This window comes from Chloroflexus sp. MS-G (assembly GCF_000735195.1).
Classification (GTDB): Bacteria; Chloroflexota; Chloroflexia; order Chloroflexales; family Chloroflexaceae; genus Chloroflexus.
This window is the reverse complement of the sequence record NZ_JPIM01000076.1, coordinates 1-22,858: the sequence shown is the minus strand read 5'-3', so window position 1 is coordinate 22,858 and position 22,858 is coordinate 1. Positions and strand designations below refer to the sequence as shown.

Annotated in this window: 24 protein-coding genes and 1 pseudogene; 4 read left to right on the top strand and 21 right to left on the bottom strand. The window is 52.1% G+C overall.

Annotated elements, in window-relative coordinates; translation table 11 throughout:
* From JE47_RS21040 to JE47_RS21035, 5 genes and pseudogenes are all read right to left on the bottom strand, one after another.
* Positions 1 to 384, bottom strand: a pseudogene (locus JE47_RS21040) (ISNCY family transposase); the annotation flags it as partial.
* A 504-nt stretch (positions 385 to 888) separates the two neighbouring features.
* On the bottom strand, positions 889 to 1,455 hold the full coding sequence (locus JE47_RS0113850) for a hypothetical protein (RefSeq protein WP_031460332.1): 567 nt from the start codon (positions 1,453 to 1,455) through the stop codon (positions 889 to 891).
* Positions 1,456 to 1,471: 16 nt separating this feature from the next.
* Positions 1,472 to 1,600, bottom strand: coding sequence for a hypothetical protein (locus JE47_RS22440; protein WP_269078001.1), 129 nt, complete (start codon positions 1,598 to 1,600; stop codon positions 1,472 to 1,474).
* A gap of 24 nt (positions 1,601 to 1,624) precedes the next feature.
* Positions 1,625 to 1,984, bottom strand: coding sequence for a nucleotidyltransferase domain-containing protein (locus tag JE47_RS20595; protein WP_035419504.1), 360 nt, complete (start codon positions 1,982 to 1,984; stop codon positions 1,625 to 1,627).
* On the bottom strand, positions 1,963 to 2,343 hold the full coding sequence (locus JE47_RS21035) for a HEPN domain-containing protein (protein WP_051871165.1): 381 nt from the start codon (positions 2,341 to 2,343) through the stop codon (positions 1,963 to 1,965). The genes JE47_RS20595 and JE47_RS21035 overlap by 22 nt, the downstream gene beginning before the upstream one ends.
* A 107-nt stretch (positions 2,344 to 2,450) precedes the next feature.
* On the opposite strand from JE47_RS21035, the gene JE47_RS0113830 reads away from it, so the two are divergent.
* Together JE47_RS0113830 and JE47_RS0113825 are read left to right on the top strand one after the other, a co-directional pair.
* Positions 2,451 to 2,789, top strand: a complete 339-nt coding sequence (locus JE47_RS0113830) for a hypothetical protein (RefSeq protein WP_031460330.1) — start codon at positions 2,451 to 2,453, stop codon at positions 2,787 to 2,789.
* Between the two features lie 29 nt (positions 2,790 to 2,818).
* Positions 2,819 to 3,820 carry a hypothetical protein gene (locus tag JE47_RS0113825; RefSeq protein WP_031460329.1) on the top strand — a complete coding sequence of 334 codons (1,002 nt, stop codon included), beginning with the start codon at positions 2,819 to 2,821 and terminating at the stop codon, positions 3,818 to 3,820.
* Between the two features lie 173 nt (positions 3,821 to 3,993).
* Here JE47_RS0113825 and JE47_RS0113820 read toward each other — a convergent pair whose 3' ends face one another.
* The 16 genes from JE47_RS0113820 to JE47_RS0113740 form a co-directional block, all read right to left on the bottom strand.
* Complete coding sequence (locus JE47_RS0113820; RefSeq protein ID WP_031460328.1) at positions 3,994 to 4,215, bottom strand: DUF2283 domain-containing protein; 222 nt, start codon at positions 4,213 to 4,215, stop codon at positions 3,994 to 3,996.
* A 37-nt stretch (positions 4,216 to 4,252) separates the two neighbouring features.
* Positions 4,253 to 4,441, bottom strand: coding sequence for a type II toxin-antitoxin system HicB family antitoxin (locus tag JE47_RS20590; RefSeq protein WP_035419501.1), 189 nt, complete (start codon positions 4,439 to 4,441; stop codon positions 4,253 to 4,255).
* Complete coding sequence (locus JE47_RS20585) at positions 4,413 to 4,673, bottom strand: hypothetical protein (protein WP_201771218.1); 261 nt, start codon at positions 4,671 to 4,673, stop codon at positions 4,413 to 4,415. The genes JE47_RS20590 and JE47_RS20585 overlap by 29 nt, the downstream gene beginning before the upstream one ends.
* Before the next feature lie 11 nt (positions 4,674 to 4,684).
* The gene (locus JE47_RS0113805; protein ID WP_031460327.1) at positions 4,685 to 4,900 is read right to left on the bottom strand and encodes a hypothetical protein; all 216 of its coding nucleotides are present in this window, start codon (positions 4,898 to 4,900) and stop codon (positions 4,685 to 4,687) included.
* Between the two features lie 25 nt (positions 4,901 to 4,925).
* Complete coding sequence (locus JE47_RS0113800) at positions 4,926 to 6,116, bottom strand: hypothetical protein (protein WP_031460326.1); 1,191 nt, start codon at positions 6,114 to 6,116, stop codon at positions 4,926 to 4,928.
* A gap of 9 nt (positions 6,117 to 6,125) precedes the next feature.
* On the bottom strand, positions 6,126 to 6,398 hold the full coding sequence (locus tag JE47_RS0113795; RefSeq protein WP_031460325.1) for a WXG100 family type VII secretion target: 273 nt from the start codon (positions 6,396 to 6,398) through the stop codon (positions 6,126 to 6,128).
* Between the two features lie 307 nt (positions 6,399 to 6,705).
* Positions 6,706 to 7,467 (bottom strand): hypothetical protein, encoded by a 762-nt coding sequence (locus JE47_RS21630; RefSeq protein ID WP_152556069.1) that lies wholly within the window; start codon positions 7,465 to 7,467, stop codon positions 6,706 to 6,708.
* A gap of 112 nt (positions 7,468 to 7,579) precedes the next feature.
* On the bottom strand, positions 7,580 to 9,064 hold the full coding sequence (locus tag JE47_RS0113790) for an endo-1,4-beta-xylanase (protein ID WP_031460324.1): 1,485 nt from the start codon (positions 9,062 to 9,064) through the stop codon (positions 7,580 to 7,582).
* Positions 9,065 to 9,169: 105 nt separating this feature from the next.
* The gene (locus JE47_RS0113785) at positions 9,170 to 10,762 is read right to left on the bottom strand and encodes an endo-1,4-beta-xylanase (protein WP_152556068.1); all 1,593 of its coding nucleotides are present in this window, start codon (positions 10,760 to 10,762) and stop codon (positions 9,170 to 9,172) included.
* Between the two features lie 251 nt (positions 10,763 to 11,013).
* Complete coding sequence (locus tag JE47_RS0113775; RefSeq protein WP_152556067.1) at positions 11,014 to 12,486, bottom strand: endo-1,4-beta-xylanase; 1,473 nt, start codon at positions 12,484 to 12,486, stop codon at positions 11,014 to 11,016.
* Positions 12,487 to 12,619: 133 nt separating this feature from the next.
* Positions 12,620 to 13,837, bottom strand: a complete 1,218-nt coding sequence (locus tag JE47_RS0113765) for an ABC transporter substrate-binding protein (RefSeq protein ID WP_201771219.1) — start codon at positions 13,835 to 13,837, stop codon at positions 12,620 to 12,622.
* A gap of 940 nt (positions 13,838 to 14,777) precedes the next feature.
* A complete protein-coding gene (locus tag JE47_RS21625) occupies positions 14,778 to 15,590 on the bottom strand; it encodes a hypothetical protein (RefSeq protein ID WP_152556066.1) in 813 nt (270 codons plus the stop codon).
* An 81-nt stretch (positions 15,591 to 15,671) separates the two neighbouring features.
* On the bottom strand, positions 15,672 to 16,403 hold the full coding sequence (locus tag JE47_RS0113755) for a carbon-nitrogen hydrolase family protein (RefSeq protein ID WP_031460319.1): 732 nt from the start codon (positions 16,401 to 16,403) through the stop codon (positions 15,672 to 15,674).
* A gap of 172 nt (positions 16,404 to 16,575) precedes the next feature.
* Positions 16,576 to 19,161, bottom strand: a complete 2,586-nt coding sequence (locus JE47_RS0113750) for a CARDB domain-containing protein (protein ID WP_031460318.1) — start codon at positions 19,159 to 19,161, stop codon at positions 16,576 to 16,578.
* Positions 19,162 to 19,265: 104 nt separating this feature from the next.
* Complete coding sequence (locus tag JE47_RS22020) at positions 19,266 to 20,546, bottom strand: CHAT domain-containing protein (protein ID WP_152556065.1); 1,281 nt, start codon at positions 20,544 to 20,546, stop codon at positions 19,266 to 19,268.
* A gap of 164 nt (positions 20,547 to 20,710) precedes the next feature.
* The gene (locus tag JE47_RS0113740) at positions 20,711 to 21,715 is read right to left on the bottom strand and encodes a PGN_0703 family putative restriction endonuclease (RefSeq protein ID WP_031460316.1); all 1,005 of its coding nucleotides are present in this window, start codon (positions 21,713 to 21,715) and stop codon (positions 20,711 to 20,713) included.
* 123 nt (positions 21,716 to 21,838) lie between these two features.
* Between JE47_RS0113740 and JE47_RS22545 the strand changes: the two genes are divergently transcribed.
* Positions 21,839 to 22,708 carry a phage integrase N-terminal SAM-like domain-containing protein gene (locus tag JE47_RS22545; RefSeq protein ID WP_081910035.1) on the top strand — a complete coding sequence of 290 codons (870 nt, stop codon included), beginning with the start codon at positions 21,839 to 21,841 and terminating at the stop codon, positions 22,706 to 22,708.
* A partial coding sequence (locus tag JE47_RS21355) for a tyrosine-type recombinase/integrase (RefSeq protein ID WP_152556070.1) occupies positions 22,626 to 22,858 on the top strand: 233 nt, incomplete at its 3' end. The genes JE47_RS22545 and JE47_RS21355, both read left to right, overlap by 83 nt.

Here is a 22,858-nt window from a genome sequence, read left to right as displayed (position 1 = left end):
GCAGACCAGCGTGGCCGCCGCTTGCAGGGAGGGAAACTGGCAGCGCTGATGCGGCACATCCGGCAGCGCCTGCGCAATCGCGTTGCGCACCGACGGCTGACCAGCCGCGATGCCCCCGACGCTTGGGACGTCACGCGCCGCCTTGACCGCAGGCAGCAGCGGCGCGCGGTCGTCAGCGGTGGCCGCCAGCAGGCTGCGCGCCAGCAGGATGGCGCCGGACAGACCGTCGCGCACTCCCCAGCGGACGTCGTTCCCCACCGTCGGCTGCAGGCCATCGCGTGCCAGCACCACCTTCCCAGCCGCCTGCGTCGCCGCCCTGAGCCGGGCCGGGTCGTTCAGTTGCAGCGCCACCAGCTCATCAGAGCGGTCGAGCACGTTGGTCACCCGGCGCTCGCTGATCGGCAGGTGGCGGGCCTGGAGGCGCTGGTGGATCGCAGGGACGCTGGCGTGCTCCTGGGAGCGTAGACGGCCGACGTCGGCGATGACCTCACGGCCAAACGCGTGCTGCGGCAGGCTCTAGCGCCCCTCGGCCTCGAGACGGGAGGGTGTGTGAGAGCGTGGGCCGGTCGACGTGCGGCACTACTGCATGCGCAGGCGCCACTCGACCACCCCCTCCAGCGTGACCACCCGTCGGCGATTGGTATCCGGTCGCCAGGTCGGTCCACCGCAGAGCGGACAGGTTGGCTGCAGGCACTGCAGCACCGCGCTGCGCACAGCCGTCGGGCGATTCAAGCGTTTCCTGCGCGACTCCTTCACGAAACAGCGATGTGTCGCTATCCTACGTCTTCAGTGGGGTCACGTCAAGCTGACTTTGCCGGTCTAGAGAATAACTCAATTGCTCGATACAGTGTGATCTTTTTGCTAAGGCTGCTTTGCGTCGTTTACTGTTTATATAGATCCCTGTTGCAGTGAGGAAGATGGGCAAAATACACCAAGTCGCTGGCATAGGATTAGATTCTGGTGAAAAAAGACTAATCTGATTAAGAGACCGACAAAAATCAAAAATCCTATTGCTAGCAAAGTAGCACCCAGAAGGCTTTCTGAATCCACTGATTTTTTGCTAATTCTGCCAACTTCTCGAATTTGCTCCTTAATTGAAGACATATCACTTGACTCAAAATCTGCTTTTACTGTTATATGTTCATTTTTCTCTATCTCTGAAAGCATCTGAGCGCGCAATTTTTCTCTCGCTTGTTCTCTGCTCGCCCTATGTTCTTCCCTAACTCCACTCATGGGCAATTCTGCATCCAGGATTGTGGTGATGTATTTGTCCCTTGCCTGTTCGTACTCCCGCTTTGCTTCTTGCTCGGCGGCGGCCTTGTCTGCCTGGATTTGCTCCAGGGTACGCTCCAGGCGTTCTTGGGCCTGGGCAATTTGCTGCTGATACTGCCTTACTGCGTTATGAAGTGCGTGTAGGATTTGGCGTTGCTGTTGGATCAATGCTGAAACGGTCATTGTACACCTCCTGTGTTTATTTTATGCGCGTTTGACTTTGCCATTGGGCATCGGCGGCGGTGGTGAGTTGGGTATGGTGCGCCGTCGTCTGGCGCAGGCGGCGCAGGATGGCACGTTGTTCTTGAGTCAGGGTGGGTTCGGACATAGAAACATCCCTCCGACAGATCTTTCAATCAGCCGTCCGATTCGGCCTCATCGCCGCTTGAGCGAGAGGCACAATGAGGCCCTCGCGACGGGCTATCTCAATGAGGGCACTGCTGTCATCCTCTTCAAACTGGCGCTGTCCAACCGCAACAGGTTCGATGCGACTATCGGTGCGGGCCGCCACTCGCCATAGCAGGTTCACGTCATCCCGCCGGCGTTCGTTGTCAAACCGGGGTGACACCACCAGCAAATCAATGTCGCTCCAGAGGTCGGGATGACCACTCGCCTGAGAGCCAAACAGTACACCAAAGCGAACAGGAATACCATGCCGCACCAGGGCTTGCAGGTACCGCCTGACCACCTTTACAATCGCTTCATCAGCCATCGGTATATCTCCTGTGCCCGCTGCAAATAGCCTTCTGCTTCATCTTGGGAGGGTGGTGGAATCAGCACATCGGGATAACGGCCTTCGATGTGAAAGGCGTTTATCTCCGCCAGGACATCTACCTGGGCCTGACTCAGGGGAAGTGCGGCCAGTTCAGCCAGGCGTACCAGGTTATGGAGCCTGGGAGCCAAATCCTGGGTATGACGGCATACATGAGCTTTGAGCAACTTTTCCAGGCTCAAATGGACAAAGAATAGTCCATGGCGTGTTCTGCCGCGTTCGATCAATTCCTGAGCGATTTCCCAATCTTCAACCGCTCCGTCTCGCCAATAAGCCACCTGTTTTTCAATATTGATCATGACCTTTAGTTTCCGCTAACTGATGTTGATAAAAAGGTTGGTAATGGGTTCAATGCGTGGTAATCTTGTGTTACCCAACATAAGACCACAGCAAGGAGCCCATTACCATGACAAATCATACCACAAGTGTTTTGGTTACGTTGCTTCAACGTCTTCTGGTGGGGACCAATCTTGCCCTGTTCCATTTCATGGGGATGATGGTGAGCGGGGCGCGCTTGCCGAACCGTGGAGCCATGTTTCCGGCGCTGAAAGCAACGGGCTTGTCGGATGCGGCCATTCGCAGGGCGTGGGTAGCCTTTCGCAAAGGCACCTGGCAGATAGACGTGCTGTTGCATCTGTGGCGGGAATATGTGATGGGATTGAAAGGCTGGCAGGAGCATCGTTACGAAGGATATGTTCCGGTGACGGTGGACATCACGGTGTTTTGGCGTCTTTCGTGTTCGTAAGATTTGAACAGTGCGGATTTTGTGTTCCGGTGACGGTGGACATCACGGTGTTTTGGCGTCCAGCGCTGAACAGATGCCCCAGCAAGCACGATCACCCGGCGGCCAATCGGGCTTTGCCGGCGGTGATTTTTGGCATCAGCGGGGAAGTAGGTGAACTGAATGGGCAACGGATGGCCCTGCCACGGGCTTTTGAACGGGTCCATTCCACAGACACGAGCGAGAACGGTTTGTGGCAGAGAGTGCGCACAAACGTCCAGCAAGGCCTTCAGGAAGATGAAATGGTGGTGGTGGATGCCGGGGTGACAATCAGCGTTCTGCACGAGGCGGGGATTGAGCGCTCTCTCATCCGCCTGGCGACCACTTTCACGGCGCGGCGCAACGTTTTCCCCGACCATCACCGCGGGCGCAAGGCGAAGGATGGTACATTGGTGCGCCCGTTGGCTCGCCAGTATAACGGCAACACGCTGGCAGCCACGCCCCCCGACGCAACATACAGCTGGGAGGAGGATGGACGCCAGCTGCGCGCCGAGAGTTGGCGCGACCTGGTTGTGAACGAGGTGACGCCTGACCCGCAGCACCGGGTTTTTGACGTGTACGCCATCTCCGACCCGGCTTTCAAACAGCCCTGGCTGTTGGCGACGCCAGTCACACTCAAGCCGGAACGTGTGCGGGCCATGGACACGGACCGCTGGCCGGTGGCGCACATCCCGGTGCGCGCCACGCAAATGGTCGGCGCCCACCGTCAGTGTGGGCACACCCCGGAACGTGTCCAGCGCTTGCCCGCATTGGCGCTCCTGGCCGGCTCCATGTTGAGCTTGCTGGCGGCCACCTTTCCCGCTCCCCCAACCGGCTTCTGGGATCGTAAACCCCACCGAACGCCAGGGTGCCTCCGCCGCCTGTTGCTCGGCCAGCCATTTCCCAAAGATGTCAAGCTTCCGGGGCACCTTCGCGAAAAGAAGTCGGTGACGGGGCATGTGCCCAAAGGAAACCTGGCGCGATGGCTGAACATGGCCAACACGGCGGCAACGTAGGCCGTCTGGCACGCACAAACAGGTTATGTTGTAAGGCTCAAACCTGCCGGAAGCCAATTCCGGCGCACGAGGCTGGCAACTTTTAGCGGAAAGTAAAGTCATGACTCGATTTCCCTAAATCTACCAGGAAAGTTCTTGGTTTTGCGTCTCGGCGGTGAAAGCCCGGCATCCTCCTACCCAATCATCGGGATGAGATTCTCCAGGGCAATCTTGCGCTCCGTTTTCAGGCCAGAGATGTATTCGGAGGCATCCAGAATCTCGATGCCCACGATGCGCCCGTCGGGAGCGTCGTTGATAGCGACTTCTTCGCTCAACCGCTGGGTGGTCACCTCGACCGGTTCATCGCTCAGGCGGATATACAGGGCATCTACTTCGGGATCATACGTGACTTTCATCGGTTTCTCTCCTGACTAAAACTCGAAGCAGAGAGCGTCAGAGTTTGACGGCGTTCTCGGTTTCCGGCCCGAAGGTCTCTATGTGAAACTCGATTGCCGATTTCACATCGGCCAGGGCTTCTTCGTAAGTATCCACCTCTCCTACCACGACACCCTTCAATCCAAGCGGATAGGCTACATAGCCATCAGGATGTTTCTCAACGATTATCTTGAACTGCTTGACCATTTCTGCCTCCTTCAGGCAAGGTATCGTTCGACATAGGCTTTCCAAAAGTGATAACGCTGGGCGTAAGGGTCGGCCACGTGGGCCTGACAGACACGCAAGATTTTTCCAGCACGGCGCGATCGGCCAGGGCGGCCTTGCGCAACTCGGCCCAATCCTGCCGCTTGCCGCGGGCGATGATGTCGTCAATGGCGGCCAGGGTATATTGCTGGTGGGTAAGATGGCGGTGCAACATCTGCTCCTCCTCTACTTCACACTTCTCCTCGCCCCGGCGATGACCTGCGCCAGGCGTTCCATCTCACGCTGGACGGCGGGCGGCTGGGGCGCCAGCACTTCCCAGTATTCCTTTTCAAAATCGCGGCGCACCAGGTCGGTCCACACCTTTTTGGTCTCCTCCCAGCACAAAGCCAGGGCTTTCCACTCGGTCTCCAGTTGGGAAATGGCAGTGTTCAGGTTGGACATAGTTCTCTCCTGTTACAGGTGGTTCTCATCCTCGCTCCGGGCTGCCCATCATCCCTTCAATGGACTCGGGACCACGCTCCCTCTCCGGGCTGCCGGCGGCTTCGGGATGGCTGCCCGCGCCGCTTGCTCCAGCCAGCGCTTCAGCCAGCGAAACGCCCTCCCGCAGCGGCTGCCAGGCGTCGCTGCCAGCGGGACGCACGTACACGTCTGCCAGCCCCGTCTCGCTCTGGATGACTACCGCCACGGCAGGGATGTTCTCCGGTCCCAACTCCTTTACCAGAGCGGCGATGCGCTCGTTAGTCGGACTCCACTGGGCCGAAGTCGGGTCACCCATCTTCTCTGCCTGGGCGGCAATCCATTCAGGCGAGCCTTGCTCACCGTGCCGGGTCTGGCCAGGGTGGAAGGGCACACGGCCGTGCGCCCCTACAACTTTGGATTCTAGCACGATGAGCGGCAGTCCAGGTGCGGTGAAAACGCGGTCGAAGCCGTGTTTGGGTTGGTCGAAGGGGAGTTCCTGGAAGCCGGGCTGCTCACGCACCAGGCGCGCCGAGAGTTCTTCGCCCACTGCGCCCAGCGCGTGGCGCAAGTCGGTCGCCAGCCAGCGGGTCACGGCGATGGCGGCAGCGGTCAAGCCCACGCCCAGCGCGGCCAGCCCGACGGCTGCAACAAAGGTCTCGCCTGCAGCCTGCGCCGGCGGAGTGGTCACGTAGCCGCCGGAGGAAATGCCCATTGCCACGTAGGATTGCAGCGTGGTAATCTTGCGTTCCAGGAAGGCGTTGGCTTTGGGCAGTTCGCCATCCAGCCAGGCTTTGAGTCGCTGCGCCTGACGGTGGTACTCATCAGCCTGTCTTTCTACCAGGCGGATCCACTCCTGGACGGTACGCAGTTCGGCCTCCGCTTCGGCCAGATGAAGACGCACGCGCTGGACAGCAGCTTCTTCTGCCGGGCAGGGGTGTTGGATGACGTTGCCGTTCTTATCGCGCATACGGCGGCTTTCCAGGCAACGCTGATAAGCCGCCCAGGCGCGGTTATAGACTTCTCGCCGACGGTTGATCTCGTTGCGCCAGTAGTTCAGCCGTTCCTGCAGCCAGTCCAGTGTGCGGCGGATTTCTATTTCGGCGGCGTTGAGGATTTCCTGCGCCTGCGCGTTGAAGCGAGTCAGATGTCCCTTGAACTCTTCCAACGCCTGGATAGACAGGACGTGAGCCGAAGACATCGCCCCTCCTTAACGTTGTTGCAGGTACTCCTCGATCCGCTGGGCTTTGCGCAACAGGAAGGGGATATGCTCATCGGCGGTGCGCATAAAGTGCGCCAGCACGCGCATCGTCTGCTCAAACTCCTGGGCGAACTTTTGGTGTTCCTGGTCGCGCCAGGTATCGCCCAGGCGGACGAACTGGGCCTGCAGGCGTGAGGTGCTCTCGCGTAACTGGTTGTTGAACTGCTTAAGTTCAGCCGCAAAACGTCGCAGGTCTTCAGGATTAGCAATGGCTTGGGGCATAAACAACCTCCAAACGGCTGTAAATGTGATAGGGCTGTGCCGCCCAACGGCTGGCGCTTGAGCTGCAGGCCGACCGAAGGGAGGCCTGTCGGCTCAAAGCGCAGGTTGGGCCGCCAACTCCCTTCCGCCGGAAGCGCCTCAGGCAAACTGGCCCGCTTCCCCACCAACCCCCCGCCGGCCTGCCTGCTATTTTCGGGACGGAAGACCTCTCAATCATCGGTTGCCGGATACGAGCAGGAATTCCTATAGGGTCTCCTTACTCCTTGACGCTCCCCGTTGACCAGGGCGTTGCTTAGAGCTAATGACGTTAGTGTAGGATAGGTATGCGCCAGCGAGCATCGGAAATATAACCGGGAATGGAAATTGTCACTATCACTTCAGTAACATCAGGATTGGTAGCTTCAACAAGCACTGTTAGGGAATGCTCATCACACGCGGTGCACCAAGGAACTGGAATTAAGCGAATCGTTTTTCCACTTTGCACAACAACATTTACAGGACCAAATTCATAACCTGAAGAATAGTAAGGATCTGTTTTCAGTCTTCGTCCCAGGTTATCCATCGCTGACACATCTTTTCCTAGATCATACCTTATGGCAACCTCATATGGCTTTCTGTTGGTTAGTTCAAATAAGAGCGTAACACAAGGCTCTTGACCCCAAAAAGTCCCCATTACAGATTCAGAAAGTCTGAGTTCTAGCCCTTGCTGTCGCCAACTCTGCCCAACCTCTAGAACACTATTGGGAGGTGTATCTGGCGGAAAGGTGGGCATAGGAATTGGTATAGCTGTAGATGGAGAGCTTGGTGGTTGGATAGGTGGTTGTGCGACCTGGGTTTGCAAAGCGGCAATGGTGGCTTGGAGTTGTTGCTCTTGGGATTGTTGAGTGACAGGAGTTGCTGTTGGCTCTCCAAGCTGTTGACGAAGTGTTACTTGTGTTTCCAGTGCTGAGATCGTAGCCTGCAATTGACGTTCTTGTGAAGGTGGTTGAGTACTTACACAAGACATAGTGGCAATAAGAAGCATCACAAATGCCACCAGGAAATAAGCGACAGTCTGCCTCTTTGTCATCATTACCTCCTTGTCACTTATGCCGCCCAACGGCACGCGCTTCAGCCGCCGCGAGCGAGCGCAGCGAGCGAAGCGGTCGGCTGGAAGCGCATGTTGGGCGGTTTCAACTTAGTTATCGCTTTAGATTCGCTTCATACAGTAATTTTAAGAGGGCGTAGCAAGCTAATTTGGGATTTCCATTATCATCAATTAACAAAGGATCTGCGTTTGGATAATTACCAAGAACGTGCTCTATCCAACTATGAATATCGCTCCAACCAAAGAAATTAATAATTCTCGTTTTTTGATCTTTGGTTTCTTCCAAATATGTTTTGATTAGATTGTAATAAATATCTGCTTGATACAAAAATCGGTCGTTACCTTGTTTCTCGGTCAAAGAAACATCCATCTCGGTGATATAGACATCTAAACCTAGTTGGCGAAAACTCCTTATTGCTTGTATAAATTCCTCGTTGGATGGTACTTTTGTCCAGTTAGGTTGGTTAAAATGTCCTTGCATTCCAACGGCATCTATCAATCCTTTGGCCTTAAGTTTTCTTACTAAATCATACGTGGATTTATACCAAGGCCATCTCGGAGATTCTATAGCGCCGTCATTATAGATGAGAATTGCTTCAGGGTTAGTTTTTCGCGCCTCATCAAAAGCTATTTCTACATACCTTTCGCCTAAACGAGAGTATAAATAATCTTTTTCATACGGAGTAGGATGAAACTCATTGACCACTATTGCGTACTTAATATCCCCTTTAAATCGCTGTAGTATACTTCTAACACGATTTCTTATCGCTTGTTCAAGCTCCTCATTTGAAAGGTTACTTTGTTCAAGCCAAGCTGGATATTCATATTTGTAAATGATTGGTCCTAATATTGGCTCCATATCATTGTTTTTCGCGAGGTTAACGTATTTTTTGCCTGTTTCACAATTTTCCGTGCCTTGTTCGGGTTGTACTAAATCCCATTTTAAATACCAGGTTATAGATAAACCATCAAAAACACGAAGGATTATATTTCCCGACCTATCATAGTGCGATTCTAAATTGCTTATTATCAAATTTATTTGGCCAGAGAATAATCTAAAAGGAACGACTCTATCTGTTCTCCACTTCCACCCATTCTCTCCTTTCTCCGCAATCATTAAAGGAATCGGTCCGGCAAGGTCACGGTATTGTTCGGGGAAAAGGGCAGGATCGGGGTTGTAGACGGCCACAATAAAAGGATTACCATCTTTATCTTCGAGGGCTTCGTAAGTTATCCCCTGCGCCACCTGCTCCGCCGTAATCTCAATCCCCGCTATCCGCATCGCATTCACAAACTGCGGAATCGGCGCATTGGGATTGCGCAGGTCAAACAGTTCGGGGTTGGTGACGCGCGGGTCAGGCAGGGACAGGTTGCCCACTTGGATAGTGGGGATGGGCGTCGGTGTGGCGGTGGGGGTGGCTGTGGGTGTGCTGGTCGGCGTGGCGGTGCTTGTTGGCGTGGCGGTATCGGTGGGCAACGGTGTCGCGCTGGGCGCGGGTATTGGCGTCGGCGCGGACGCAGGCGCGCAGGCGGACAACATCAGGTTGACCAGCAAGAACACAAGCAATGTGCGTTTCATCCTTCGCGTTCTCCTGTGGCGGCGTTGCCGCCCAACGGCATCGAGCTCAGCCGCGCCGCCGCAGGCGGCGTCGGCTGAAGCGAGATGTTGGGCGGCATCTCATTTTTATCTTCCGAGTTCCAACAATCCACTCAATAGGGCAAAATAGGCAATTTTCGGATTATCTTCATTATCGAATAGCAAAGGCCTTGATTCGAATGAATCTGATCCTGTAATCTCTGGTCTATTTAGCCATGAATCTCGATCGGAAATTCCCCAAATCGTAATATGTCCTACACCTTCTTCTATTGCAGCCTTGATGATCCCTTTGTATACCAAGGCTTGCAACTGTAATCTCTCCTCCAATGAGAAATGGGGCAAATCGTCCAATCTAACATCCAATTCTGTAATGTCTACTTCTAGACCAAGTTCTTTATACTTCCTTATTTGCTGTCTAAGATTTTCAACGAGTTGCTGGAACTTTTGCCTGGAAGCAAAATCTCTTCCATACAAATGCATTTGAAATCCTACTGCATCTATCGGAATTTGACCATCAACGCAGTTTCTCATTAATTCCTCAATTTTTCTGTCTTTATCAGAAGTGTAATTGTATGAGTTGGGTATTTCATAACCGTATTCATTAAATACTAATCGGGCAGAAGGATCTGCTTGTTTTGCTGTTTGGAAGATTATGCGCATAAATTCTAAATCGGAAACTCCTAATTGATTTGCCTTTAAACGCCAAAAGTATGTCGAAGGATCATTTGTAAAGGGATCACCAAAATACTCATTAATTACTATGTAAGAAACAGGAATTGGATGATCAGCATAATGAGATAAGACTTCGCTTATGTGATTGGTAATAGATTGCACAAATTTGCCCTTTTCATTTATAGATTTTAACCAATTTGGTATATGTTCATTGCTATTTCCTCCAAACAATGGCGAGAAAACAATTGGCAAACGATGTTGCACTGCCCATCTGTAAGTATAGTCTGGAATTGTAAAATCATATTGTGATGGCGATTTTACCAGATTATGCATGCCGCTCTCTATATTTGTTTGCATAAAAAGGCTATGGTCGTGAACAAGATTAAAGTGGTTAGCGGGTATTGACATATACTTGTTTCCCATATAACTAGGGTCGCGCAAGAACCACCCTCCGAACAGTACACCTATACTTAAGCTATTGAATTCTGCCAGTAATCTAATTGTGGCTCTGTTCCATAACCAGGTATCTTTTCCTGTAGCGATCAAAAGCGGAATCGGTCCGGCAAGGTCACGGTATTGTTCGGGGAAAAGGGCAGGATCGGGGTTGTAGACGGCCACAATAAAAGGATTACCACCTTTATCTTCGAGGGCTTCGTACGTTATCCCCTGCGCTACATGCTCCGCCGTAATCTCAATCCCTGCCATCCGCAGCGCATTCACAAACTGCGGGATCGGCGCATCGGGATTGCGCAGGTCGAACAGTTCGGGATTGGTGACGCGCGGGTCAGGCACGGACAGGTTGCCCACCTGGATGGTAGGGATGGGCGTTGGCGTGGCGGTGGGGGTGGCCGTTGGCGTGCTGGTCGGCGTGGCGGTGCTTGTTGGCGTGGCAGTAGCAGTGGGCAACGGCGTCGCGCTGGGCGCGGGTGTTGATGCTGGCACGGATGCAGGCGCGCAAGCCGACAACATCAGGTTGACCAGCAAGAACACAAGCAATGTGCGTTTCATCCTTCGCGTTTTCCTGGGGCGGTCAAGCCGCCCAACGGACCGCGCTTCAGCCGCCGCGAAGCGAGCGCAGCGAGCGAAGTGGTCGGCTGAAAGCGCAGGTTGGGCGGCGCCACGGGGTGGGCATAGCCACCTTCCAATCACATCACGTTGCTTGCACGCGCACATTTTCATAGCAAGTCGCGCGTTCCCTACAACACACGCGCACACGATTTTTTCACGTCTCAGCGCGCCGCATAACTTATTTTAGGCAATTAGGGAGATAAAATCGTAGATAGAATTCTATAGTAGTTTTCTGTCCGTCTGTACTGATTGTCAAAAACTTCTGGATTGACGCTTTTCCAGAGATTTTCTCTCGCCAACATTTGATAGAAAATTATACTCTTTACTCCACCTTGGATTCCGCTCCGAATCACTAAGTTTAGAGCATCATTGATTTTATCAATGTCTTCAATATCATTTACTTGAAGTTCTGCAATATGAACTCCACCTATATGTTTAAATCTATTAATGTTTGCTACAATTCCTTCTTGTTGAAGATTGTTAATTAAAGCCGCAGTCGGATAGCCTGCTGACTGATAACTAGGATAAACGTGAAATTGAATGCCAACATCTAATGGCACTTCTGCAATACCTAATCTTTCTGAAATTATTTGTTTGGTTCTTAAAAGCTCTTCGTAAACAAAATCTGATTTTGGGCCAGGTAACTCTATTCCGTAATCATTATAAATAAAAACTACATCTTTGCCAGGTTTAAGCCCTAACTCTAATGCTTTTTGATATGCTTTAATATAAATTTCAGCGATTATGTTTCTTCCATATAATTTGTAAAAAGGTGAATTTTCCCAGCCCCGACCATTACTGTACCACATTGCCTCTGAAACTACATCTACATAACCGCCTCCAGCTTCTTTTAAACTCCTTAAAATAGTATCAACTCTTTCATTAACAAAATTTTGAACCTCCTCATTTGTAGGTTGTCTGTTATTCCAAGAGGAAGGAATTTCGTGATGATTTATTATTGCGCCTATGTACATTATTTTGTCAAACTCTCGCACAAATCTTATTTGTTGACTTGGCACAGATGGCCAATTTTCAAATGTTTGTGGAGAAAAGCCAACAGTTTTAAATATGGAAAACTCCCGAGCGGCTGTTTTACGGTAATTTGAAGAATCATAATTCCCATCAGAAGGACTTACAGAAGTTCCGATTTCGATTCCATATAAATTTTTCAAACTATTTAAAAATGTGATTCCCTTCCACCTCCACTCTCCTCTCTCATCCTTCTCCGCAATCAAGCCCATTGAATAGCGGGCGCCGTTTTTGCCTTCAACGGTATAGGTGGTAAGAATATAAGTTTTTCCATCAGGTCCTTGACGGGTTTCATAGTTTTTTCCTAATTCAGTAATTACGGTTCGAGGCTCAATATTAATTCCTCTCGCTTGCATCGCATTCACAAACTGCGGAATCGGCGCATCGGGATTGCGCAGGTCAAACAGTTCGGGATTGGTGACGCGCGGGTCAGGCACGGATAGGTTGCCCACCTGGATAGTGGGGATGGGTGTCGGCGTGGCGGTAGGGGTTGCCGTCGGCGTGCTGGTCGGCGTGGCAGTAGCAGTGGGCAACGGTGTCGCACTGGGCGCGGGTGTTGATGTCGGCGCGGACACGGGCGCGCAAGCGGACACAATCAGGTTGACCAGCAAGAACACAACCAACGTGCGTTTCATTCTTCGCGTTCTCCTGTGGCGATCAAGCCGCCCAACGGCAGGCGGCTGAGCCGCGCCGCCGAAGGCGGCGTCGGCTCCAGCCGCAGGTTGGGCGCATTTGCGTTTGTAATCGTCGGCGTTAGTCCTTAAAACATCAGCGCATGACTAACGGCAAATACACTCTGTTATTCTTCGTCCCTATCAAACCGAACTCGCTCAGATGGCATATCCTGACTTCAAATAGGTTTTGGTCAGGATCTAGCCGTTTGTATCGCTCTGCAATTGGACACGTCTCAGAAGCATCTTTCCAAGAGTTTGACCCTGCATCCCAATAGTACAGGCCCAATGAATTTTCATCAAAGATGTTAGCGATATCCGTAGTAGTGTATCTGACTGTGGCGGTAATCGGTTTGGTAAACGAAAAAGTATCTTGTGGCACGCCATTGATGGATGCACTTAATCGGAAAGCAATGGCTGTTTGCGTATTGGTTGGCAGTGGGTTGGCATTGGCAACCAGTGGATAGTATCTTAGAGTTACTGTTCGCGTTATCGCGCCAGGTGGCACTGTGATTGTATGCTGGTTTCCGCTATAGTCTGTATAGATCAGAACAGTGGACCCCGTTCCATCTGGAGTAATATCTCCATCTTGCGCGAATGTTTGCAGATTGAAATCAATGTGTTCCCAAACAGTACTCCCCTGACACAAGAACAATGGCAAAGAGGGTATATCCTCCGCAAACAGGTTTATGAAAGTGGCGTAGAATACTTTGCGTTGCTCTTGAGAGAGTTGGGTGTTGCTGGCTTGTACAATGGCATCCGAAGCAGCCTGATTGCACCAACCCATAAAGTTCACACCAGACCAATTGTTAGTAGGCAAAGGAATCTGGTCACAAGCATATAGATCCCTACCGCCTGGTTCATCTGGTGAAGACATCCAAGCAAATACACCTAACTCGAAATCACGCACCCTCAAACCCGTGGTATCACCAAACCACCAAGAAGCGGGCTGGTGATTGCGGATGACTCGAATACCACAGGCTTTCATTTGAGCTTCAAAAACGGTGAGATACGTCATTCTGAAGGAAGAGGTAGTCGTAGTCAATATCAACACCAACTCTTTTCCATCCTTGGTGCGGTACTCGGCACCGCTCTGAAGCGTCCAACCTGCCGCGTCTAATAGCTGCTGACCAACTGTCGGGCTATACGGGTAAGTTGTAGTAGGAGCAGTGTAGGCCCAACTGGTCTTTGGCACAAAAGTATCCATGACCAACTCTTGCCGTTGCTCAGGTGTGAGCGTGGGATAAACCGACGCTATCAAAGCATCCTTGTTGGTACAATAGGCAATAGCCCGACGTATCCTGGCATCACTCAAGATTGGATGTGGAATGGGTTCGACAGAAGTACTCAATGTGCTCCTATACTTGAAGATGCCGTTGGGTTGGAGGTGTTAAGCGGCTGTTTAAATTGAGCTATGACTGGATGGGTAACACCGACTAGAAGCAAGGTCACTGTGGTAGTAAGACTTATGAAAAGTAAACCTTTGCATTTCATTGTTTATACTACTTTCTTTGCTTTTGTGCTTGCGCCCAACGGTTGGTTTTAGCGGCAGCGGCGGGATGGGCAAGACACCTTCGCCTAAAAACTACTTTGCAGGCTCGCGGCGCGTACCCTCAGCGGCGAAGCCGCTGTCCGCTGCAAACGGTGTTGGGCGCTCACCTCTGCTGGAGCAAGACACCCATGCCCGCAAGCGCCTTTTTCTCGACTGGCAAGGTGCGGATGATACTGCCACACTCCATGATTTTTATAGCACAACGCCAGGCAAAGTGCAACAGCCTGAACATCCGCTGACCTTCACGCCTCTTTGCAGGCAAGACCATGACCAGGCAAGTCGCCTTCGCCTGCAACATAGCCCGCCCCAAAGCCAGGGACACGCCCAGGAGCGGACATCCTGCGCCGACCAGCCTCCCTTGTCAGCCCAGCCGTTTTCACCTGCCTGCGCCACACCAGGCGAACCCGCCTTCGGCTCAGCACTCCGCCAGGGAGCAGGAGCGGGCGGAGACTGCCAGGCAAAGCACCCTGACCGTAACGTTCACCGCCCGAAAGTCACCTGTGCAGGCAACATCTCACGCCAGGCAACACCCATCCATCAGCCCCAGCACCTTCCCTTTTTCAAAGTTCATTCTATCTGCACCCAACGGCTGGCGCATCAGCCGCCGCGAAGCGAGCGGAGCAAGCGGAGCACTGTCGGCTAGATGCGCAGGTTAGCCCGCTTTCATCACAAACTTGAAATCAACAAGCCTAAACGTTTTCTTTTAACGTACTAAGCCTTGTGCTCTAAGATCTTCAAGAGTTATTGGTGGAAGTGGGTTGTTGCGATAATTTTCACGTACAACACTTTCACATTCTATTGGCCACTGCCAAGCCGAGCCACCACCTAAAAGAGTTCGTGGATCATTTGGACCAAGTAGAAGCTTGTGTTCTGTTTGGTCAACCCCTGGCTCATTAGACCAAAAATTGACGATTATCCAACCACCACTGGGAAGAATCCAGGGCTGGCCAACAACTGGTGCTCTGTGCGGCAGGGGAGTGCCCATTCCACAGTTTAATGGAGGGACTGCAGTTCGTTGTGTAGGGATAGGCTGGTATATTGGTGTAGGTTGAGTGTTCTGTTGCATTGTTCCACACCCCAAATCCCGACTTGAAACTTGCTCCACCGAAACAGGGATACGCACTTCATACGTCCCACTCTTGCCATTCACCTGAACGTTTCCAGCCCGCACATCATCAGACCAGCGTAACACAAACTCCATATTCGTCCCAGGCGGCGCAACCAAACGCTGGCTTACAGATGTATTTCGGTACTCGCTGTACTTAGCGGAAAGGCTACCTTGTACAATGGATTGATACCCCGCAGAAACGCCCGCTCCAAACTCAACAGTGGTTGCAAAGTCTCGTAACTTGGTTTGTTCGCTATCGCCTTTGCCGCCGCAGTTGTTGATGCGCACTATCTCATCGTAGACAACAGTGTTTTTGCTGAGTTCAACAACTTGAACATCAGGGTTGGAAGCACATCCGCTCAAGAGCAGTAATACTAATGCGATTCCGCAAAGGATATGTTTGCTCATTCCACGTCACCGTAGCGGGCTAACGATCGGCACTTGAGCCGCAGGCCGACCGAAGGGAGGCCTGTCGGCTCAAAGCGCGGGTTAGCCGCCGTTTCTGTCAAACTCCCACATCAGAACAGTATCTGTGCCGTGCGGTGACTCTGCCAACAATTCTCCGTCGGCGCTGACAATCATTGCACCGCCAAAAGATGGGTCGTCGGTGTTTATCTCAAGAGCATTTACGATCAGCGTGGTAACACCCACTGCTTTGACGGCTTCTATATACACCTGTCGCTCTTCGGAAATCCACCGCTCAACATCAGGCGAGCGTTTATTGAAACTGCGTGCCATTGGCACGATCAACAAGTTCAGTGAGGGCTCCATTTCCCGTATCACATCCCCGTTGAACAAGTCACCGCAAATCAATAGACCCAGCCGTCCCAGTTCGGTATCAACGCTGCTTACAGTATCACCATTTACAAAAGGCGGCTTTTCTTCGATCTTCCGGTGCTTGAGAATGATTTTGCCCTTTCTATCTAACAATACGGCCGAATTGTACACGCCAGATTCTGCAACTTCCAACAATCCGAAGCAAAGATAGGTCGTATATCTCCTGGCTGATTGTCCCATTCGTTCAGTAATAGGCCCTGGTATGGGTTCGGCGAATTGCTTGAAGTCATCTTCCTCGTATAAGTAACCTGTGAAAGTACATTCGGGCAGGCAAATCAAATCAGGCTGATAATGGGCTATCTCTTCAAGGCATTGCCCCAGGCGGTCCAGGTTTGCTGAGGGATTACGAGGTTCGGTTTTGAGCGGGATAAGGCAAACACGCATAACTTACAGCCCCTTGATTACAGTGAGTAAGACGGCTAACGGTATGCGCTTAAGCCGCCCGCTAAGCGAGCGCGAAGCGCGAGCGAAGCGGGTCGGCTGGATGCGCTTGTTGGGCGGCTTTTTGATTTCAAGACAAACAGATTACGGGTAACTTGCATTTTTAGTTTTCAACTCACTTAGCAGTCCCGTTTTTCGTGCGCCGCAGCCCAACCAAGTATCCGACAGATAGCAAGGCAGCTATACCAAGCAAGCTTCCGCAGGCTCCCGGCTGTCGCGAGGACGGGGGCGAAATGGATACAACAGTGGGAGCGGCTTCTGTCGGCGCAGATGCCGTAGCCGGAAGGCTCTCTATCTGGTAGTCCATCAACACACCCTGGTTCCACACTTGCACAGTGAAAAAGGGAGCAGTCGGCGCGGGTGCGCTTAACACCACATTGGTCTCTTCACCAGCTCTCAGAACACCGAGATCTGCTGGTGAGCCCACCTGTGTTGCCTCAACCAACAGAAAGATTTCTACGTTGGATGCATCACTTGTGCCCACATTGCTTACCCTTACATTCACCTGTAACTGTCCATCAGGTGTGATTTGAGGGTTTGCTGACCTGATCGTAAGAATTGGTTGGCCTGCTGGAGGTGTCAGATTGACCAGGGCCACAGTTTGCTCAATCTCATCTACGCTTGACAGTGCAGCCTGAGCAGTCTGAGAAAGAGCGGTTTGGGGCTGTTGTCCCTCTTGTTGTGCCATCAGCGTTTCCGCAGATGCCAAATAGAGCACAAAGTTGGTCACAGCAAAAGCATTGCTTCGCTCTATCAGTGTCAGCTCGTTCTGGTCGAGTGCCTCATGGCCCAATATGATAACTTGCATGGTGCCTAACGTTTCTTTGAGAGCTTGCTCAGCCTGAAGCAGCCGATCCAGGTTTCGACCCGCTGTGTCGAGATCGCCAGCCTGCACAGCTTGCGTGAAGTCCTGAACTGCCTGGCGGTAATCATCAGCTGCATCCCGGAATTGGGAACGCAAAGAGTGCATAGAAGGAGCAGGCTGATATGCAGTAAAAATGATTTGTCCACCACCGTGAGGGAGCATCCCTTGATGGTAACGGCAATCATCACCAGGTTGGGCCGAATCGAAAGCCATCTCTGCAGCCCGAGTACTCAGGTATTCTACACATCGCAGGTTTTGTGAGTTCATATAAATAAGCGGGAAATTGACGATGAAGAGATGCTCTAGCCTTGCACCCAGCCCGACGACTTTGGCCATCAGGGCAAACGGGGATAGGGTAGCGAGATCAGCAGTGTCCTCGGCGACACGAGCAATATCAGCGGCAGCCTGGAAATCTCTATGCCGATCGAGTGCATCCTGCACTTCCCACTGAGCCTTCTGGGTAAGTTCTTCAATCAGCAAAGTAGCCCGCTCTGTGTCACCCGTGATTGCCCAACGATCCGTCGCAGCTAAGTCCAGATCGGCGGTGCGAACACCTCGGTCTATTAACCCTTGCGTGCGTGCCAGGTAGGGTTGAATCATCAGAGCCGTAGATGTTGCCTGGATGCTGTCATCCGCCAGCAACTCCGCCAGCGATCCACCTTCTGAAAGCCGGTTTTCGGTGAGCCGAATGGTAAAGTCCCATACCTGTGCAGCGGTTTCGCGCTGATCCGGTGATGCTCCGATAGTGCGCGTGGCCAATCTACCCCCATCACCAATCAGTCGCCAGATTGTTGCCTCGGTTGCCTCTTGTAGTCTGTCACAAAACGGGACTTTACTCCGACAAACGTTCCAAGCAGGGTGCAGTGCGAACATCACCCCTAATGCTGTCTCAACCGAGTCGGCATAGACATCGGTCAGTGAAGCACCAACACTCGTGTAAGCCGGCAACATTTGAGCCAGAGCACGCTCCTCCAGCGTTAAGCGTTGCAGGGCTTCCAGTTGTTCTGGCGTCAACGTTCCCTGGCCCAGCTGCGCATTCAAGCGGCTCAGCAACTCCCGAGCGGCAGATTCGTCGTAAGCACGAACACCGGGGACAGTAAACAGATTAGCCGGGATGTCCACCGTCTCTAGACTGGCGATCAATGCCATCTTCTCGTCTAGCCAGTGGCGGGCTTCAGTAAAGTCAGGGGTGGGCATGGGAACGGGAGTTGGGGTGGGAACTAGGGTTGGTGTGGGAGCAATCACGTGAACTCTTACTTCCCTCACAATTTCCCCATAGGAGGGGGAAAGCCGAAGTGTGTAAGTAGTGTCGGATAAAGGGCATACTTTTCTACTTCCCTCAGGATCAACGCACTCACCATCCAAGGTTACACCGTCGAACCCCGAGACATTATCGACAGACCAGCGAAGGACTGTACAATCTCCGGCTGAAATGACATCACGATCCACGGAGAAATTCACAACAGGCTCGCAGTCAGGAGCAATCTCATAACCCGCAATGCTTGTTAAGCACATCAGATCAGGAAAGTCGCAACCAGCAGGATTGAAGTCTGGCATCCAGATACGCACAAACTTTCCATCTAAGGCATCCAGATCAATCTGTTGCCCCGAAGCGTCACTAAGAAGAGGATCCACAGCCCATTGGGTCCCACCGTAGGGTGTGAAAAAGTAATAGACATGTACGGTATTGGCAAATGGAACTTCCTTTTTCTCAAACTTTCCACAGATAAAACCACCCCCATACCCACATTGAGCTGATGTGCGTTCAGAGGGAATGGTTATTAAAAGACCAATGGTGATTACGAGGATAATTGCCATATTAGACATGTATTTCATGGCTCACACTCTCCTCTAGGCTTAGCCGCCCAACGGCCTGCGCTTCACCTGCGCCGCGAAGCGCAGCGGAGCGGCGTCAGGTGCAAGCGCGTGTTAGGCGGCGCTTATGGTTGCAGTTGCCCTTCCTTGATTAGAACTGGTGTTAGGTGTTCAGGGATGCCCTGCAACCTGATTTGAACACATCCAAGCTTGTACGCATCTTCAATAGTGCGTCCTGCTCCTAATGCTTGATAAAAGCCAATTGCAAAAGCGATAGCGGCTTTGTCGCCAATTGCTTGATTCATTCCAATAACGTATTTGATATGTTTCCCAATCGCCTTTGCCTGGGTCTCCGAGTAACAGGCGTTCAACAACACGCATTTTACTTGCTTGGCAAATTGCTCAAACAATGCCGCCAGCGCGTCGGGTTGAACAAGTTGAGTTTGTCCTGTCTGATTCTCAAAACACAAAGCGCCTGTGGATGTGCCGTGACCAGAAAAATGGACGATTTGCGGTCGTATATCAAGCAGTGCTTGGCTAATGTCTGCTGGTCGCACGGACAATTGAGGTATCTCCAGTTTGAAACGATCTCGCAACTGAGACATTTTGAGTTTTTCGTTAATTTCTCGAAACTCTTCCCCTAATCGTAGACGAGAAGCATCTGTTGGATCAGCAGCACAAAATAGGATTGAGATATTATCTCTTCCGTTTAGGATTGATCCATCAGAGATTGTGGAATATTTTTCAACGTAAGGTAAGTATTCCTGCGTGTAAAAATAGGAGTCCAATTTTTTCATTACTTCCTCATCCTGTTTAGTTATTTGTTTAATATCATCAATTGAAAGAGATCTGAGAAAAGTTTTAGGATCGTATGAAATGCAAAGCTTATAGGCTATAGGAGATAGACTATCGAGGAGCCTTCTTGGTGTAGGAGAAAGTTTCTTTTTAGTCTTATCTATGACGTGAAGCACTCCGTTCCCCCTAAAAGGTTCCAAATATATATCTTCACTACTAATACTAAACGTGCGAGAACTTTTAACATCATAGGCGTCAATGCATATCCGAAATGCGCATGCATGCCCCCCTATAAGGACATCGAAGTGTTCTTCGTCTTCATTTCTAAACTGCCAAACTTGCACTGTATTGTTGGGGGTTAATGGAATTATGTCATATTCCTTGTAGTCAAGCACTAATCTGATATGGTACTTGTGTGGTATTGGTCCCTGCGCTTCAATGCACATTGGTGTTTCAACAACATACGTTGGATATTGATACATGTAGTCGATGTATAAGCGATTTACAATAACATCACTTTTATTACGACTATAGAGTATAAAGCGAAGTTTCGAAGAAGGATTTACGATAATCAGTCCAAAATCATCAGTTTTTGATTTTAAGCCAAACATTTTCGTGTCCTTTATCAAAAGGGCGGAACCCAACCGAAGGGCTCAAACCCCGACTTGAAAGCAAAACAAATAACCAACACCGCCGCCTAACGGTCGCGTTCAGCCGCGCCGCGAAGCGCAGCGGAGCGGCGTCGGCTGGAACGCGGTGTTAGCCCGCGCCTTGCCTACGAAGATGACGCTGTGCCATCTTGAACCCAAGCGTATCTGGCGTTGATGTATTCCGACCACCCCCGCATTCCTGGCAACTGTCCCATCAACCAACCGCCAAATAGTCGCTCGGTGCTAATGCTGATGAACCTATCTCGCCGTTGCACCAGTTTTTTCCAAACATCTGTCACCGTATCACCAAGCGGCGCAAGATCAGGCGAAGTCACTCTGCGGAAATCGGCGTTATGGTCTGGGGCAATATGAAGTACACATACGATGTCTGCGCCCAATTCCTGCGCCCGTTCTATCTCGTGGGCTAAAAACTGCTGGCGCATCAGTTGATAGAACGGCTCATAGAACAGTGCTTCAAAGTTGGGCAACAATTCCTTGTTGATTGGGCAATCATCCCGCCTGAAAAGCGGCCTGTAAATGTTGGTGCGGTCTGTGCCACTCCTGGCAATTTTGAGCGACGCCCCACCATATGACTCGGTGTATTTCCACTCAATCAGGGCAATCTGCCGCTTTCCATCTATCCGCTCAAACATCACGATTGCGTCTGCACTTGTGAAATTCGCGCCACGTGTCCGTTTGCCGTTACGCGAGATCTTCTCGCCCAGATAGTTTTCTTCGCCTATCCACTCAAAAGCGACATACTGTCCGTTTTCCACCGGGAGCATTGTCCGAATATCAGGGAAGACAGGGCGCAGGACTTTGGCTAGCGCGTCGGGCTTGTCCGAGAAAGCAAAGAGAAAATTGACACAGCAGACCTGCGAGTCGCAAAGATGATTACTGGGTTTGCCATTTTGGCCGTCGTGCCATTTGATACCCTGAGACGCAAAGTAGGCAAGTGCCGCCTGTCGAATTTCGGGAAACAGGTTCTCTTCAGCACATTCGATAGGCAAACAAAATGGACGTGACTTGCCCTTGTAGACTCCATCGGCGCGAGCCGCGTTGGAAAAGTATGGTGAACTCGCTTTGAATTTCGCCTGATGCAGTTTTTCGCTTTCGAGAAACTCGCCCATTCTGTTCATCCTGTCCGCAGTGAGCGGGCTAACTTGTACTTATCTCGACTCTCTATGTTATCTTGCGTGACTCTCTATGTTATGCCATACGACAGCCACAGTTGACCAGGGACTTACACGCTCATGCTATCATACAACGGAAATTTCTGTCAAAGCAGGAGCACCATCATGCCGGAGAGAAAACTGGCCGATCGCATCCGCGACGCCATCCGCCGGCGTGGCTATTCCATCCGCACCGAGAAAGCCTACCTCCATTGGTACGAACGCTTCGTCCGCTTCCACAAACTCCGCCACCCCGCCGCCATGGGCGCACCGGAGGTTGAAGCCTTCCTCACCCACCTCGCTGCCTGCGAGCAGGTTTCCGCTTCCACTCAGAATCAGGCCCTTGCCGCCCTTCTGTTCCTCTATCAGGAAGTTCTCGCCATCCCCCTCGGCGATGTGCACGCCCTGCGCGCGAAGAAAAGCACCTACGTCCAGCCCTACCTCAGCCATGACGAATGCCTGCGCATCCTCGCCGAATTGGATGGCACGCCTTACCTTGTCGCTTGCCTTCTCTACGGCAGCGGACTGCGATTGCTCGAAGCGCTGCGCCTGCGTATCCAGGACCTCGATGTCGAGAACGCTCTCATCGCCGTTCGCGACACCAAGTCCAACCGCGATCGCATGACCTTTCTCCCGGACGAGGAGCGGTTTCTCCAACGCCTCCGCGCCCACCTGGAGGGGGTCCGCCGCCTTTATGAGGTTCACCTTGACGTTCCGGTCTCCATGCCGCCAGCGCTGGCGCGCACATACCCCAGAGCAGCTCCTTCCTGGGAATGGCAGTACGGCTTCCCCTCCCGCGACCGCTCTGTAGACCCGTACCCTTGTCGTCAAGAGGCATCACCTCCACCCCAGCGGTGTCCAGCAGGCCATCAACGCCGCCGTCCGTGCCGCAGGCATGACCAAACGTGCCACCGCCCATACCCTGCGCGCTGCCTTCGCCCACCGGCTTAAAGAGGCCGGTTACCAGCTCGACGATATCCAACACCTCATGGGGCATGCCGATATTCGCACCACTCAGCATTCCCTTGAAGGCCAGGCGCCTGCCTGCAAACGCTTACGCGGTCCCCTATCCTGCTATCAAGAAAGTGCGCAAAGGTGCGC